The organism is Hydrocarboniphaga effusa AP103 (genome assembly GCF_000271305.1).
In the GTDB taxonomy this organism is placed as follows: domain Bacteria; phylum Pseudomonadota; class Gammaproteobacteria; order Nevskiales; family Nevskiaceae; genus Hydrocarboniphaga; species Hydrocarboniphaga effusa.
Window position 1 is genome coordinate 524952 of record NZ_AKGD01000002.1, and the last position, 15049, is coordinate 540000.

Genomic DNA, 15049 nt, shown 5'->3' on the forward strand with positions numbered 1-15049 from the left:
CCTCAGGCGCCGAGCTTGCGCAGCTCGCGGCGCAGCTCGTAGTCGTTCGAGGTCACGCACTCTTCCATGTTGCTGAGGCGCTGTTCGAGGCGAGTGAAGCGCGCCTTGATGTCGCCCGAGCTCGGCGGCGAATAACGGCCGCGGCGCGATTCGTAGCGGCTGCTGCTGCCCGCGTAAGGCTCGTGCGATCCATCGTCGCCGCTCGGCGCCGGCCCCTTGTCCTCTTCCATCACGTACCAGAGCACGCCGTAGACGAGCAGGATCGGAAAGCCGCCGCCGAAGATCAGCGTGAGCACGGCGAGCGCGCGGATCAGCCGGACGTTCCAGTCGAGATACGAGGCGATGCCGGCGCAGACGCCGCCGACGTAGCCATCGGCCGGATAGCGGCGGAAGTTGGACATGCGCGACGAAAACTTAGCCATGATGACGATTTCTCCAGTTGGGAGCTTCCGCATCGAGGATTTTCTCGAGTGCTTCGATGCGTTGCTCCATGCGTTCGGCGATGCGCAGCAGGTCGGCGTTGTCGACCTGCGCAGTTTCACTTTGCTGATTCTTGCGGCGCGATCTGCGGTCGATGAACCACAGCACCATGCCGGGCAGGATCACGAACAGACAGATGATGGCAAGCAAATCTTCCACGTAAGGATTCCCCCTGACTCCCTGATGTGAACCAAGCTGTAAGCAAGCGCCCCTTACGGCTGCGGTTCGTTCGTCGGCGTGGACGACTTGCCGAGCTTGGCGCGCAGCTTGGTCAGCTCGTCCTCGACCTTGTCGCTGGCGGCGAGTTGCGCGAACTCGTCGGACAGCGAACGCGTGCCGAGATCATAGGCTTCGAGCTCCGCTTCCATGCGATCGATCTTGCCTTCGTAGGCGTCCATCTTGGCCATCGCGTCCTGCATCTTGCCGTCGTTGATCGTCGACTTCACGCGCAAGCGCGAGTTGATCGACTGCGAGCGCAGCACGATGCTCTTCTGGCGTGCCCGCGCGTCGGCGAGCTTGGCCTTGAGCTTGCCGGTGTCTTCGTCGAGCTTGCCGATCTCTTCCTCGACGTGAGCGAGCTCCTTGTCGTAGAGCGCCAACTGTTCGATCGCGCGATTCTTGGCGGCGAGCGCTCCGCGGGCGAGGTCTTCGCGGTCCTTGGTCAGCGCGAGCTCGGCCTTGCCCGCCCAGTCGTCGGCTTCGATCTGCAACTGCGTGAGCAGGCGCTGCAGCTCTTTCTTGCGCGCGATCGTGCGCACCGAGGTCGAACGCACTTCGACGAGGGTGTCTTCCATCTCCTGGATGATCAGGCGAACCAGCTTCGAAGGATCTTCGGCCTTGTCGAGCATGGCGTGGATGTTGGAGTTGATGACGTCTGAAAGGCGGGAAAAGATGCCCATGGTTTCTAAGCTCCGGGGTGCTTCAAGGATGATACGGATTCGTTTGACCCCTTCCGTATTGCCAGCCCTGTGCCAAATTCAGTGGGCGGATCAACTCTCTGAATTGAATGACTTTAATCGAAATAACGCAGCGCCGGCGACTGTTGGAATGCGTCAGAATTCCCACGCTGTGGTAGAACGCGCCATCTGTTGAGCATAATCGTCAAAAAGACCTTCCAGGACCGCCCATGGCGCTGCGCGATGCTCCGGACCCCATCATCGGGCAGTCCGATAACTTTCTGGCCGTACTCGAAAAAGTGTCGCGCGTGGCGCCGCTTGCCAAGCCGGTGCTGATCATCGGCGAGCGCGGCTCGGGCAAGGAGCTCATCGCCGCGCGCCTGCACTTCCTGTCCGAGCGCTGGCAGCGGCCTTACGTGAAGTTCAACTGCGCGGCGCTCAACGAGGAGCTGCTCGAATCCGAGCTGTTCGGCCATGTCGCCGGCGCGTACACGGGCGCTACGCGGGCGCGCATCGGGCGCTTCGAGCTCGCCCACGGCGGCACGCTGTTTCTCGACGAGCTCGCGAGCATGAGCCTGCGCCTGCAGGAGAAGCTGCTGCGGGTGATCGAGTACGGCGAGTTCGAGCGCCTGGGTTCGTCCGAAACCATCAGCGTCGACGTGCGCCTGGTCGGAGCCGCCAACCAGGATCTGCCGGCGCTCGCGCAGCTCGGGCGCTTTCGCGAGGACTTGCTCGATCGCCTGAGCTTCGACGTCGTCACGGTGCCGCCGCTGCGCGAGCGTCGCGAAGACATTCTGCTGCTGGCCCAGCGCTTCGCCGAGAACATGGCCAAGGAGCTCGACCGCGAGTATTTCGCGGGCTTTTCGCCGGCCGCCGAGCGCCAGCTGCTCGCCTACGAATGGCCCGGCAACGTGCGCGAGCTGCGCAACGTCGTCGAGCGTGCGGTGTATCGGCTGGAGAACGCGCGGCGCGTGATCGAGCAGATGGAGTTCGATCCGTTCGCCTCGCCGTATCGGCCCAAGAGCGTGCTGCCGAGTACGCAGGCGAGTGTGGTTGCGCATGCTGCGCCGTCCGCCGCACCGGCGAAACCGGAGGTGGACTCGATGCCGAACTTCCCGCTCGATTTCGAGCATGAAGTCGCCGAGTTCGAAACGCGCCTGCTCAAGGGCGCGCTGGACGCGGCACGCTACAACCAGAAGAAGGCGGCCGAGCTGCTCGGCCTGACGTATCACCAGTATCGTGGGCAGCTGCGCAAGTACGGGCTGCTGCGCGCCGAAGAATGAGCCGAAACGCTGACCAAGCTCCGCGACGCGCGTTCGCTCGCCACGCTCGATCAGCGTTTCACCGACAAGGAAGCGTGATGAATGCGTTGATGACTCCGTTGATGATGATTGTGCGATCCGGCGAGATCGATCTGGCCGTCTATCGCTGGCCGCACTCGGCCGAAAAACCCACGCTCGTGCTCGTGCACGGCTACCCGGATTCGGCTTCGGTCTGGGACGGCCTCGCGAACGAGCTCGGCGATCGCTTCAACGTCGTCGCCTACGACGTGCGCGGAGCCGGGCGCTCCGGCAAGCCCAAGCCGGTATCGGCCTATGCGCTGCCGCAACTCGTCGCCGACCTGAAGGCGGTGATCGATGCGGTGAGCCCTGCGCAGCCGGTGCATCTGGTCGGCCACGACTGGGGCTCGATCCAGGCCTGGGAAGCGGTGGTCGACGACACGCTGCGCTCGCGCATCGCCTCGTACACGACCATCTCGGGCCCGAGCCTCGATCACGCCGGGCACTGGCTCGCCGAGCGCCTGCGCAGCAAGGAGCCCGCGAGGATCAAGCAGGCCTTGAGGCAGCTCGCGCATTCCTGGTACATCGGGCTGTTCCAGCTTCCGCTGATCGCGCCGACGCTTTGGCGCAGCGGCCTGGCGAAGCACTGGACCTCGTGGCTGGCCTGGCGCGAAGGCGTCAGCACAACGCCGAGCGCGACGCAGGCGAGCGATGGCGCGACCGGCGTGAAGCTGTACCGCGCGAACGTGCGCGGCCGGCTCGGCAAGGCCCGGCCACGCGCGACCGATCTGCCGGTGCAGTTGATCGTGCCGCTGCGCGATGCCTACGTGCTGCCCGATCTGACCGAGGATTTGCAGCGCTGGGCGCCGCGGCTATGGCGTCGCGAGATCGATGCGGGGCATTGGGTTCAACTGAGCCATCCGCACGAGATCGCGAGCTGGATCGCGGAATTCGCTGGCTTCGTCGATGGCCGGCAGTACAACGAGTACAGCGAATAACGGACCGAGCCGGGCATCGGAAATCGGCGAAAGCCAAACCGGCTGTCGCCGTTCCGCCTTCACGATTTCCGTCTCCCGTCTCCCGTCTCCCGTCTCCCGGCTTTCAATACATCGGCCGCTTGCTGACCCACGCTCCGCTGTCGACCGTCATGTCGACGAGGTTCTCGAGCTCGACGAGCTTGCGCGGAGCGCCCGGGCAACCGCCATAGCGCACGGACTGCGTCGGCTCGCCGGCGTCCAGCCTCGCGGTCAGCGTCACCGTGGGCTGATCGGTGCGCGGGGTGCCACATTGCTTGCTGCCCGGCATGTAGCGGCCCGCGATCGGCGGCAGTTCGATCGCGAGCGTCTGCAGCAGGCGGCCGAGCCGCTTCGGATCGATCTGCGCCTCGCGCTGGCCGCCGACGGCGGTGTGCGCGCGGCCCGTGAAGATCACCTGTCCGTCCGAGCGGATCACGATCGAATACGAAGGGCAGGCGAAGCCGCAGCCCGATCGATCCAGCCGAATCACCTCGCCATCGGCCAGGCCATCCTGCGAGGCGAAGCGCGGGGCGCGGCCGATCGGCGGCGCGCCGGCTGGCGGAGCCGGGCGATCGGGCGGAGCGGGCAGTGATTTTTTCGTTGCCGGTTCGCTCTGGCACGACGAGACGAACAGCAGCAGCGATACCAAGCTCAGCGAGCGGAGAGTGGTCTGGATCGTCATGGCCGCATTGCAGCACGCGTTCGCGGCGATGACCAGCGCAAAAAAAAGGGGAGCCGAAGCTCCCCTTTTCGTTACCGCGTTACCGCATCGTCGCCGTCAATGGCGTGTGATGCGGCGACGGGCGCCGAACGCCGCCAGACCAGCCAGGATCAGCAACCAGTCGAAGCTGCCGCCCTTCTTGATCGGCTGGAATACGTCGACCGTGAAGGTGCTCGACGTCTGGCCACCCTCGGGATCGGTGACGGTCAGGCGGAACACATAGATGCCCGCCTTGCTCGTCGTCGCGCTCGCCGTCGTGCCGGTGGCGCCGCCGATCGACAGCGGCTCCGGACCGGACACCTGCGACCACTGGTAGGTCAGCGCGCCGTCGACGTCGCTCGCGGTGGCGTTCAGCACGATCTCGTTGCCGACGCTCAGACGCGGCGGGCCGGAGATGCTGATCGTTGCGGGCGAGTTGACGTTGGTGACCGTGACCGTGACCGAGCCGGTATCGGTGAACTGACCGTCACTGACCGTGAGCGAGAACGTCAGGTTGGTGTTGACCGCGATGTTGGGTGCGGCGAAGCGTGCGGTGGCCGTATTGGCGCCGCTGAGCGTCACGGCCGGGCCCGCCGTCTGCGTCCACGCATAGGTCACGCCGGCGAGGCCGTTGCGATCCTGTGCGCCACCCGCGAGCGTGATGGTGGCCTGCGTCAGCGAGCCCGCAACGCGTTCGGGCGCGCTGAAGTTCGCCGGAACCACGACTTCCACCGGATAGTTGGCGGTGCCGTTCGCCACCACTTCGCCGAACGGCGGATTGGCGTTGCCGGTGAAGCGGAAGTTGTCGATGAACCAGCCGAACTCGCCGGTGAGGATGTCCGAGGCCGCGCGGAAGCGGAAGCGGACAGTCTTGCCGGCCAGGCTGGTGCCGAAGCTCACGGTCGAGGTCGAGAAGAAATCCTGGCTGTAATCGGCGAAGCCTTCGCGGCCGTTCTCCTCGTCGAACGCGAGCACCAGGCCGTTGTAGCCGCCTACGGTGAAGTTGCCACCGGCTGCGGTCACGTCGACCCAGGTCTGGCCACCATCTTGGCTGACTTCGAGCACACCGCCGTCGTAGCTGACCGGCGTGCCATCGCCGAGCGAGCCGGCGTATTCGAACTGGTAGTAGTGATCGAAGCTGAAGGTGAAGGCGGCGCTTCCGACCTTGATCGGCGGCGAGACCAGCACGGCGTCGGAGGCGAGCTCGTTGTCCGGGATGTACCAGCCCAGGCCCGATCCGAAGAACGAATCGCCATCGACGATGCCCCAGTTGCCGACGTCCGGATGGCCGCTCAGCAGCTGCACGCCCCAGTCGTATTCCGAGGCCAGCGGGCTCTCGACGTCGTCGGACTCGAAGGCCCGCGGCTGCACGTCATAGTTCACCGACAGCGAGGCGGTGACCGCATCGGGCTCGACCACCGCGTCGGCCGAGGCGCCCACCTGCGGGAAGTCCAGCGTGAGGCTGACGGTTTGCGCGAGCGTGGCGCTGGTGAGCGTGATCGGGAAGCTCACGCTGCTGTTGCCGTTCGCATCGACCGCCGGGAACGTCACCGTCGCCGGCTTCGTCAGGTTGCCGACGGCGGTCAGGTTGGCCGTCACCGCATTGCTCAGGTCACGCGTGCCGTTGCTGTGGATGCTGACCGTGACCTGCGCGGTTTCGCCCGCATCGAGAATGCCGTCTGCGTCGTTGTCGGTGGTGATGTCGATCGAATAGTCGGTGACTTCGAACGAAGCCGCGAGCGCAACATAGCTCTCGCGCACGCCGGCGTTGTCGGTATCGAGGCGATACGGCGCGATGGCGCCGACGCCCATGCCCATCTTCGCGAACGCGGTGGCGGCCAGTTCGAAATCGGCCTGGTCGGTCGCCAAAGCCGCAGCCAGAATGCCGTCGCGCGCTTCGAGGAAGGTCGGAGCGAACGGCGTCATCTTGAGGCCGGCGATGACGTACTTCTTGAAGCGATCCTGAGCCTCGGCGAAGTCGTAGCGAGAGTCGTTGAGCAGGGCCACGTAGAACGTCCACAGCGTGTTGGCCCAGATTTCACCGGAGTTGTGCACTTCGGCGTTGTCCGCTCCATCCTGGCCGAACGCCAGCGGGACGCCGGCCGGAAGCTCGACGCCGTTCTCGATGTGCTGGAACGTCATCGGGAACACGTCCGGGTTCACCGAATACGGTGCGCGGCGAATGCCGAAGTAGGCACTGCCGGTGGAGTAGGTCGCCGTCGAATAGGCGCCGCCGAAGTTGGCGTTGCCCGCGATCGCGTCATCGCCTTCGTGCACCGTCAGCAGCAGCGCGGCGACGTCGGACCAGCCTTCGCCCATGCCGCGGCCCTGCGTGTTGACGAGGCCGAAGCCGTCGTTGACGAGGCGGTTGCTCACGTAGTGGAAGAACTCGTGGGCGACGATGCCGTTGTCCACCGTGCCGTCGTAGTCGGACTCGGTCGGAATGCTCGCGCTGGCCACCACGGTGCCGCCGGAAATGGCAGTCTTGAGCGTGGTGCCGTCGGCCTGGCTGACGCTGATCGTGCCGATGGTCGGGCTTGCCAGCGTGTCGTCGCCGCCGAGGCCGGGCGCTTCGCCGGCCGCGTTGTTGGCGATGATCACGCCGACCGCGCCAGCGGCTTGCGCATTGAGCGTCTTGAGCTGGAAGCTGCAGGCGCCGCGATCGATGACCGCGATCTTGCCCGTCACCGCCGCGGTATTGGCGAGTGCCGCGCAGCCGTTGGCCGGCGTGGTGGTGGTGAGGCTGCCCGTGAAGCTGAAATTGGTCGGGCCGAACGAAGCGGTGCCGACATCGAACTCGCCGAGTGCCGGCGAGGTGACGTTGAGGCCCAGGGTGACCGCGCCATCGAACAGGTACATCTGCATCGTCGGCGACTCGCCGTCGGCCGGTGTGCTCATGTTGGCGTTGTTGCGGCCGCCCCAGTCCTGCGCCTGCGCCAGGATCGGGTCGCCCTCCTCGCCACCGCGGCCGTAGTTGCTGGCCTGGGCGTTGCCGGCGGCTTCGTCGAAGCCGGCGTCGTACCAGTAATCGTGCAGCCAGTTGTTCATGTAGAACAGGTTGACGATCGCGTTGCGGCGGGCCGAATCGGTGATCGGGCTGTCGCCGGCCTGGTAGCTGTAATCGAACAGGCCCGGTGCGGTGACGCTGGCGCGGTAGTCGCCGAGGTCCTTGTCGAGCCCGCCGGTGTCGAAGTTGGGGTCTTCACCGGGCTTGCCGGCCAGGTCGATGTACGCGTCGACGTTGTTGCCGACGGTCTCGGTGGCGCCGGCCGTGAGCCAGGGATCACCGGTGGAGATCGGGCCGTGGTCGATCGTCACCAGATTGCTCGGCACCGGCGTGCGCGGCGGATCGAAGTTCGGGTCGAGCGTGGTCAGCGGAGTGGTCGGGAAATCGCTGCCGAGCGGGCTGTCGTAGGGGCGGTTTTCGCCGGTGCTGTCGGCCCAGGTGCGATAGGTGAAGGCTTCGTATTCGGTGAGGTTCTTGCGGAACAGCACCTCGCCGGTCGCGGCCGACACCACGTAGCCGTAGGAAAAGCTGCCGCGTTCCTTGGGCGAGGCGGTCGCGAGCTCGACGTACCAGGCCGGAACGAGCTCGTCGCCGAGCGGATAGAGCACCTGCTTGCCGCGCGGCGAGCCGTGCAGCCCCAGCTTGCCGGGCGCCTTGATGGTGGGCGCGCGCAGCAGCGTGTAGGCGCCTTTCTGCCCGAGCGTCTGCAGCGAGCCCGCCGAGACGCTGCCGCCCAGATTCGAGAAGGCCTTGGACACGGCCTGGGCGACGCTCAGATCGAACGACGCGGCCTGGCGCTTGGCGATGCCGTGCGAGCCACCATCGCTCTTCTGCGGTGCGAAATAACCCGAAGCCGCGACCGGCTTCATGTTGCGATCCATCATCACGCTGATCTGGCGGCCGAACACGTCGATGCCGTCCTGCGTCTGCTGGAAGCGCGCGATCTTGGGCCCGCCATGGGTTTCGTGCTGCTCGATCAGGCGAGCGTTCTGGAGCGCGGCCTTGCTCAGGCCGAGCTTGGAGGAATTGAGCGACAGGAAGGCGCGGGCACCGGTTTCGAGGCGCTGGCCGGCCTTGAGCGGAGTCAGCGGCGTGGCCTGCGCCTGGGCGTTGGACCAGACGAAGGTGTCGACGCCGAGGTGACCGTCCGATTCGTTGCGCAGCGTCGGCTGGCTGGCCATCTTGATCTGCGGCTGCAGCTCTTTTCTGGCTTTGGGAGCCTGGGCGGCGCTGATGCGCTGCGGTCGGTTCAGCGACTTCGAACTCGTCGAAGGGGCCTTGCGGGCGAGGCTGGCATCGAAGTTTGCGTGTTTGGAGTAAATCGGCTGAGTGGCGGACGCAGCAGTCGCGCCTGCCAGCGCCGCTACCGCGGCGCACAGAACTAGCTTTTTCATTACGGCTCCCTTGACCTTGATTTGCCGCGCAAGCGGTTTTCAGCGCGTGTCCCAGCCACGCGCAGGACACTTTTATACCGCGCCGTTCAACGGCTGGAATGAAGGCTTTTCCTAGGTCCAAAGCGAGGGAAATGTAGGAAAAACCCGCGCTGCATTGCAGCATCGGTGCAGGCTGCAATCAGGCGCGCCGGCCTGCTTGCAAACTGAGACTCGGTTCAGCGCGGCGGCTGCGAGCGCCAAGCCGGAATGCCGAGCGTCATGAACACGAGCTGTTTCTCGGCCCGGCGAATGATGTCGGCCTCGGCGTCGGGCCGTTGCGGCGCATCGAGGATGTCTTCGGCGATCGAAACCATGGCGTTGACCATCAGGCTCGCGAGCATCTGCAGGTCTTCGGTAGCCCAGCGATCGAGCAACGGAAAGCGCGCGAGGTCGGTCGACAGCTCGGCCGCGAACAGCCGGATCTCGCGACGAATCGCCTCGCGCAGGCTCGCGTAGCCGCCGTAGCGCTCGCGTGCGATGAAGCCGAAGTGCCGGCGATGCGCGTGCACGTGCTTCACGAGCAGCTCCACCGAGCTCGTGATGATGCGATCGGTCGGCAGGCCTTCGCTGCGCACCGAGCGGATCATGCGGCGCAGCGTCTCGAACGATTCGGCGACGAGGTCGAGCCCGAGTTCTTCCATCGTCGCGTAGTGCCGATAGAACGCGGTCGGCACCACCCCGGCTTCGCGCGTAACTTCGCGCAGGCTCAGGCCGCTGAAGCTGCGATCGCCCTCGACCATGCGCAACGCCGCCTCCTGCAAGGCTTGGCGCGTTCGCGTGCCGCGACCTTCCCGGGCGCTCTGGAGATCCCCGAGTTGCTCTGTGATCGATCGTTCACTCATTACAAACTTGGCGGGCGCGGCCCATGCGGTTCTGGTCATCGAAGTATAGGCGGTCTGGGGAGCCGAAAGGGGCACTTTCCGAATTGAAAGTGAACAAGTGTTGACATTCTAAATCAGGCTGATTTAGTTTGTGCACAGTCGTTCACTTTATGTATTGGGAGTATCCATGTTCGCCTCGCCCAAGCTCGCCTCGCCGGCCTCCGGAATCTGGATGCGCGGTCTCGACCGCCTGCTCAAGTCGGAAGTCGCCGCCACGCTGACGGCGCCGCACGGCGTCGAGCGCTTCATCGAGCAGTGGAATCCGCTGTGGTCGGTCGATCAGGTGAAGGCGCGCATCGTCGGCGTGCAGCGGCCGACCGAGGACGCGGTGGTGCTGCGCCTGCGGCCGAACCGGCATTGGACGGGGTTTCGCGCCGGTCAGTACGTGCGCGTCGGCGTCGAGGTCGATGGCGTGCGGCTGACGCGCTGCTATTCGCTCTCCGAAGCGCCCGGCAGCGCGGATGGAAGCCTGGAGATCGCGGTGCGCAAGCAGGGACGCGTGTCGTCCTGGCTGTTCGAGCGCGCACAGGTCGGCCAGGTGCTGACGCTGTCGCAGGCCGAAGGCGACTTCGTGCTGCCGGCAGTCGAATCTCCGCTGCTGCTGATCGCGGGCGGCAGCGGCATCACGCCGGTACTGTCGTTGCTGCGCAGCCTGCTGAGCCGTCATCGCAGCGAGCCGGTGGCGGTGCTCTATTACGTGCGCAATCGCGAGCAGGGCTTGTTCGTGCAGGAATTGCAGCGCATCGCCGAACTGCGTCCGCAGTGGACGATTCGCATCGTCGAGACGCGCGTCGGTACGGCTTCGCGTCATTTCGAAGCCTCGCAATTGCAGGCGCTCGGTGAAACCTTCGCGCAGGCGATGACCTATGTCTGCGGCCCGGCCGCGCTGATCGATGCGGTCGAACTCGCGATGCAGCAACAGGGACGCAGCGAGCAACTGCGCTACGAGCGCTTCGTCGCCGCGAGCAAGCCGGCCGCTGCGCCGGGCTCCGCGAACGGCGATCTGATTTTTTCGCGCAGCGAGCGCTACGTCGCCAACGACGGCCGCAGCCTGCTCGATCAGGCCGAAGCCGCCGGCCTGCGACCGGACGCCGGCTGCCGCATGGGCATTTGCCACAGCTGCCTGTGCCGCAAGACCTCGGGCCGCGTGCGCGATCTGCGCAACGGCACGCTCTCCGACGAGGGCGAGCAGGACATCCAGCTTTGCGTGAGCGCCGCCGTCGGCGACGTCACGCTCGATCTTTGATTTTGACGAGGACGCTTGCCATGACGACCCAGAAGACGATGACCGCGGAACAATTGCAGGCTTTCGGCGAGGAGCTCGATGCGATCCGCAATCGCGTGATCGCCGATCTCGGCTCGCGCGATGTCGACTACATTCGCGGCGTGATCCGCCTGCAGCGCAACCTCGAGATCGCGGGCCGTGGCCTGCTGTGGCTCGGCTTTCTGCCGCCGGCCTGGATCGCGGGCGTCGCCGCGCTGTCGGTCGCCAAGATCCTCGACAACATGGAGATCGGCCACAACATCATGCATGGCCAGTACGACTTCGCGCGCGATCCGGCGCTGAGTTCCAAGAGCTTCGACTGGGACAACGCCTGCCCGGGCGAGCAGTGGAAGCATTCGCACAACGTCATGCACCACACGTACACCAACGTGCTCGGCGTCGATCGCGACGTGGGCTACGGCATCCTGCGCATGGACCCGGCGCAGGCCTGGCATCCGAAGTATCTCGGCAATCCGCTGTATGCGTTCCTGCTCGCAGTGCTGTTCCAGTACGGCGTGGCCGTGCACGACGCCGAGGTCGACCAGATCGTCGAAGGCAAGAAAAGCTGGCGTGATTCGGTGCCGATCCTGCGCGGCATCTGGAAGAAGACGCGTCGCCAGTGGCTCAAGGATTACCTGCTGTTTCCGGCGCTGTCGGGCCCGTTCGCGCTGTTCACGTTCGCGGGCAATGCGAGCGCCAACCTGATCCGCAACGTCTGGGCGTTCACGATCATCTTCTGCGGGCACTTTCCGGACGGCGTCGAAACCTTCGAAAAGTCCACGCTCGACAACGAAACGCGTGGCGCCTGGTATCGCCGCCAGCTGCTCGGCAGCGCCAACATCGAAGGCGGCAAGCTGCTGCATCTGATGAGCGGCAACCTGAGCCACCAGATCGAGCATCACCTGTTCCCCGATCTGCCGGCGCACCGCTATGGTGAGATCGCGGTCGAAGTGCGCGAGATCTGCGAACGCTACGGCCTGCCGTACAACACCGGCTCGCTCGGCGAGCAGTTCGGCAGCGTGGTCAAGCGCATCCTGACGTTGGCGCTGCCGCCGCGGTCTGCGATGCTGCCGGCCCAGGCCTGATCGGGCCGCCGACGAGAAGACTTCATGCCGAGCCGTTTGGAACTGTTCAAGGACGTACTGCAGGTGGCCGTCGAATCCGGAGCCGAGCGCGTCGGCCGCGTCACCGGCGTCATCACCGGCGCGGTGCGCGATGTGACGCGCGAGGTCGGCGGCTGGGCCAGCGACGTGTTCGAGGTCGTCGAGGCCGCGCAGAAGGCGGAAAGCGGCAAGGGCAAGGCGGCGGCCGAAACCGACCCGGACTGACCGGGTCGCGCATCTCTGGGACGAAGAACCCGGCCTCGCGCCGGGTTTTTCATGTCCGAAGTTCACCCCGATGTGGGCGGCCTCGTTCCGGGCATGAAACGGCGGCCAGAGGAGGCGTGGAGGGCATTTGTAAAGTTCTGTAACGAAAATGCAGCCCATTTTTACTCGATAATGATTCTCATGTAGAATCGTATTCGTTTGTAAGAGGGGCAGACGCTGCAACGGCAGACGTGCATAGCGCTCCGGTCATCGCCGGGCTGATAAATGATTCCACGGGGGTTTTACGCATGTTGAAGTTTCGTTTGAGGCCGCTGGCCGCAGCGGCGTTGGTCGTGTACGCGGTTCCGGGTTTTGCTCAGGAAGCTTCCGAAACTCCCGCCACCAACGAGCGCGCCGTGGCGCTGCCGCAGGTGAAGGTGGAGGACAAAGCGGAACAGACCTACAAGGCCGAAACGGTCTCTTCGCCCAAGTTCACCGAGCCGCTCGTCAACACGCCGCAGACGATCACCGTCATCAAGAAGGAGCTGTTGCAGGAGCGCGTCGCCACCACGTTGACCGAAGCGCTCCGCAACACCCCCGGCATCACGCTTCAGCAGGGTGAAAACGGCAACTCGACCAGCGGCGATGCGATCAGCATGCGCGGTTTCGATACCCAGAACAGCATCTTCATCGACAACGTCCGCGATCTCGGCACTGCCGTGCGCGACGTGTTCAACGTCGAGCAGATCGAGGTCGTCAAAGGCCCGTCCGGCGCGGACAACGGCCGCGGCGCGACGGCCGGCTACATCAATCTTTCGAGCAAGTTGCCGTCGGCCGAAGATTTCAAAGCCGGCACCGTGAGCTACGGCAGCGAGGATCGTCGCCGCGTTACGGCCGACCTCAACCAGACCCTCGGCGAGAAAACCGCCGTGCGTCTGAACCTCATGGGCCAGGACGGCGGCGTCGCCGGCCGCGATTTCATCGAACGCAAGAGCTGGGGCATCGCGCCTTCGGTTGCGTTCGGTCTCGGTACTGAAACGCGCTTCTATCTGTTCTCGCAGCACGTTCGGCAGGACAACACGCCCGATGGCGGTGTGACGACGCTCGGCTTGCCGGGCTACCGTTATCCGAACTCGGTTCCGCAGCCCATTCAACAGGTGGTTGATGCCGGCGGTGGTTTGGCCGCGCCTAATTCGAAGAACTACTACGGTTTCGCGCAAGACTTCGAAGACATCAAAGCCAATATGCTCACGGCGAAGTTCGAGCACGATCTGGCTCCAGGCTTCGTTGTGCGCAATACCGCCCGTTACGGCAAAAGCGAGCAGGAGCGCGTGCTGACGGGTATCAATGCCGCGACCATCACCAACGGGGCCTTCGGCCAGAACGCCGATCCGGCCGCCAACCCGCCGCGCCCGGAGCCCACGCCGCCACCCAACGGTCTCACGCTACGCAATCCGGAGGACATGACCGTCACGCGTTCGATTCAGGCCACCGGCCGTGTCAACGAGATCATGACCAACCAGACCAACCTGACCGGTACGTTCAAGACCGGCATCGTCGAGCACTCGCTCGGCGGCGGTGTGGAGTTCATCTACGAGCGTCAGTACACGCCGAGCTACGGCTTGGCGCCCGGAACGACGCAGCCTACCGAAGTCACGACCGCCAACCTGTACAACCCGGATCGCAACGTAACGCGGCTGGATTACGCCAAAACCGGCGGCTACACCGATGGCCAGACCATCACGACCGCCGCCTACCTGTTCGACACGCTGCACATCACCGATCGCTGGCTGATCAACGGCAGCCTGCGCTGGGAGCGCTACGAGACCGAAACCGAGGCCGTGACCGCTGCCGCCTCGGGCACTCCTCCCGCTTACGTCCTGACCGCCGTGCCGCGCATCGAAGCCGCCGACAATCTGCTGAGCTGGAAGGCCGGTGTGCTGTTCAAGCCGACGAGCATCAGCAGCGTCTACGCTTCGTATGCCAATTCGTATCAGCCGCCGGGTGGTGCGAACTTCTCGCTGTCCGCTACGGCCACCAACATCGCCAACCCGAATCTCGATCCGCAGGAGGCCGAGAACTACGAACTCGGCACCAAGTGGGATCTGTTCGGTGGCCGCCTGGCGGCGACGGCTGCTGTATTCCAGAGCACCAACAAGAATGAACTGGCGCGTGCGGGGGACAACCCCGACATCGTGATCCAGTACGGCAAGCGCGAAACCAAGGGCGTGGAACTTGCGCTGGTCGGCGAAGTGCTGCCGAACTGGAACGTGAGCGCGGGCATAACCAAGCAGAAGGCCGAAATCACGCAGGGCACTACCACGCCCGGTGCGACGCAGTCTGACGGAGCAGGCGCTCGCTTCACTCCGGAATGGAACGCCACTTTGTGGACCACTTATCGCCTGGTGCCATACAAGCTGACTTTCGGCGCCGGCGTGCAGTATGTGGATGACATGGTTCGCCAGGAAAATAACAATCCGAACGGCACCGTCAACGCGGCCAGCGGTCAGGTTGGGTACACCGGCATCTACAAGGTCAGCAGCTATACGCTCGTCGATGCCATGGTCACCTATGAAGCGACCAAGAACCTTTCGGTGCAGCTCAACGGCTACAACCTCTTCGACGAAGACTACGTGGCGGCGGTCAACAACGGCGGTTCGCGTTATCTCCCGGGGACGGCGCGTTCTTATCTCGTGAGCCTGAACGTCAAGTTCTGATCCTGTGGTATGAATGAAAGCCCCTCCAATTCCAGAGGGGCTTTCATTTCTTAGGTCTCAAGGTTTCG

The 15049-nt window shown here is 64.8% G+C and carries 12 protein-coding genes; 6 read left to right on the forward strand and 6 right to left on the reverse strand.

Annotated features, from left to right (window positions below; translation table 11 throughout):
• Positions 1-2 precede the first annotated feature (2 nt).
• The 3 genes from WQQ_RS13750 to pspA are packed head-to-tail and all read right to left on the reverse strand — an operon-like array spanning position 3 to position 1379.
• On the reverse strand, positions 3-422 hold the full coding sequence (locus tag WQQ_RS13750) for a PspC domain-containing protein (protein WP_007185814.1): 420 nt from the start codon (positions 420-422) through the stop codon (positions 3-5).
• A complete protein-coding gene (gene pspB / locus WQQ_RS13755) occupies positions 415-639 on the reverse strand; it encodes an envelope stress response membrane protein PspB (RefSeq protein ID WP_007185815.1) in 225 nt (74 codons plus the stop codon). Before pspB ends, WQQ_RS13750 begins: the two co-directional genes overlap by 8 nt.
• A 53-nt stretch (positions 640-692) precedes the next feature.
• Positions 693-1379, reverse strand: a complete 687-nt coding sequence (gene pspA / locus WQQ_RS13760; RefSeq protein WP_007185816.1) for a phage shock protein PspA — start codon at positions 1377-1379, stop codon at positions 693-695.
• A gap of 227 nt (positions 1380-1606) precedes the next feature.
• Between pspA and pspF the strand changes: the two genes are divergently transcribed.
• The gene (pspF, locus tag WQQ_RS13765; RefSeq protein WP_007185817.1) at positions 1607-2659 is read left to right on the forward strand and encodes a phage shock protein operon transcriptional activator; all 1053 of its coding nucleotides are present in this window, start codon (positions 1607-1609) and stop codon (positions 2657-2659) included.
• Between the two features lie 101 nt (positions 2660-2760).
• Complete coding sequence (locus tag WQQ_RS13770; RefSeq protein ID WP_157534691.1) at positions 2761-3654, forward strand: alpha/beta fold hydrolase; 894 nt, start codon at positions 2761-2763, stop codon at positions 3652-3654.
• Between the two features lie 103 nt (positions 3655-3757).
• On the opposite strand, the gene WQQ_RS13775 is transcribed toward WQQ_RS13770, so the two are convergent.
• The 3 genes from WQQ_RS13775 to WQQ_RS13785 form a co-directional block, all read right to left on the reverse strand.
• On the reverse strand, positions 3758-4354 hold the full coding sequence (locus WQQ_RS13775) for a DUF6438 domain-containing protein (RefSeq protein WP_007185819.1): 597 nt from the start codon (positions 4352-4354) through the stop codon (positions 3758-3760).
• Between the two features lie 96 nt (positions 4355-4450).
• On the reverse strand, positions 4451-8773 hold the full coding sequence (locus WQQ_RS13780) for a M36 family metallopeptidase (RefSeq protein WP_007185820.1): 4323 nt from the start codon (positions 8771-8773) through the stop codon (positions 4451-4453).
• Between the two features lie 215 nt (positions 8774-8988).
• Positions 8989-9552 (reverse strand): TetR family transcriptional regulator, encoded by a 564-nt coding sequence (locus WQQ_RS13785; protein ID WP_237715076.1) that lies wholly within the window; start codon positions 9550-9552, stop codon positions 8989-8991.
• Between the two features lie 268 nt (positions 9553-9820).
• Between WQQ_RS13785 and WQQ_RS13790 the strand changes: the two genes are divergently transcribed.
• The 4 genes from WQQ_RS13790 (at position 9821) to WQQ_RS13805 (ending at position 14981) form a co-directional block, all read left to right on the forward strand.
• Complete coding sequence (locus tag WQQ_RS13790) at positions 9821-10939, forward strand: ferredoxin reductase (protein WP_007185822.1); 1119 nt, start codon at positions 9821-9823, stop codon at positions 10937-10939.
• Positions 10940-10959: 20 nt separating this feature from the next.
• Positions 10960-12042 (forward strand): fatty acid desaturase family protein, encoded by a 1083-nt coding sequence (locus WQQ_RS13795; RefSeq protein WP_007185823.1) that lies wholly within the window; start codon positions 10960-10962, stop codon positions 12040-12042.
• A gap of 24 nt (positions 12043-12066) precedes the next feature.
• Positions 12067-12285, forward strand: a complete 219-nt coding sequence (locus WQQ_RS13800) for a hypothetical protein (protein ID WP_007185824.1) — start codon at positions 12067-12069, stop codon at positions 12283-12285.
• Positions 12286-12572: 287 nt separating this feature from the next.
• Positions 12573-14981: a catecholate siderophore receptor Fiu gene (locus tag WQQ_RS13805; RefSeq protein ID WP_040454157.1), complete on the forward strand. Its 2409-nt coding sequence runs from the start codon at positions 12573-12575 to the stop codon at positions 14979-14981.
• Positions 14982-15049 lie beyond the last annotated feature (68 nt).

Bases quoted from the DNA above. Each gene is read 5' to 3' on its own strand.
- pspA (WP_007185816.1), bottom strand. From the start codon at position 1,379: ATGGGCATCTTTTCCCGCCTTTCAGACGTCATCAACTCCAACATCCAC.
- WQQ_RS13800 (WP_007185824.1), top strand. From the start codon at position 12,067: ATGCCGAGCCGTTTGGAACTGTTCAAGGACGTACTGCAGGTGGCCGTC.
- WQQ_RS13780 (WP_007185820.1), bottom strand. From the start codon at position 8,773: ATGAAAAAGCTAGTTCTGTGCGCCGCGGTAGCGGCGCTGGCAGGCGCG.
- WQQ_RS13750 (WP_007185814.1), bottom strand. From the start codon at position 422: ATGGCTAAGTTTTCGTCGCGCATGTCCAACTTCCGCCGCTATCCGGCC.
- WQQ_RS13805 (WP_040454157.1), top strand. From the start codon at position 12,573: ATGTTGAAGTTTCGTTTGAGGCCGCTGGCCGCAGCGGCGTTGGTCGTG.
- WQQ_RS13770 (WP_157534691.1), top strand. From the start codon at position 2,761: ATGATGATTGTGCGATCCGGCGAGATCGATCTGGCCGTCTATCGCTGG.
- WQQ_RS13795 (WP_007185823.1), top strand. From the start codon at position 10,960: ATGACGACCCAGAAGACGATGACCGCGGAACAATTGCAGGCTTTCGGC.
- WQQ_RS13775 (WP_007185819.1), bottom strand. From the start codon at position 4,354: ATGACGATCCAGACCACTCTCCGCTCGCTGAGCTTGGTATCGCTGCTG.
- pspF (WP_007185817.1), top strand. From the start codon at position 1,607: ATGGCGCTGCGCGATGCTCCGGACCCCATCATCGGGCAGTCCGATAAC.
- WQQ_RS13790 (WP_007185822.1), top strand. From the start codon at position 9,821: ATGTTCGCCTCGCCCAAGCTCGCCTCGCCGGCCTCCGGAATCTGGATG.
- WQQ_RS13785 (WP_237715076.1), bottom strand. From the start codon at position 9,552: ATGGTCGAGGGCGATCGCAGCTTCAGCGGCCTGAGCCTGCGCGAAGTT.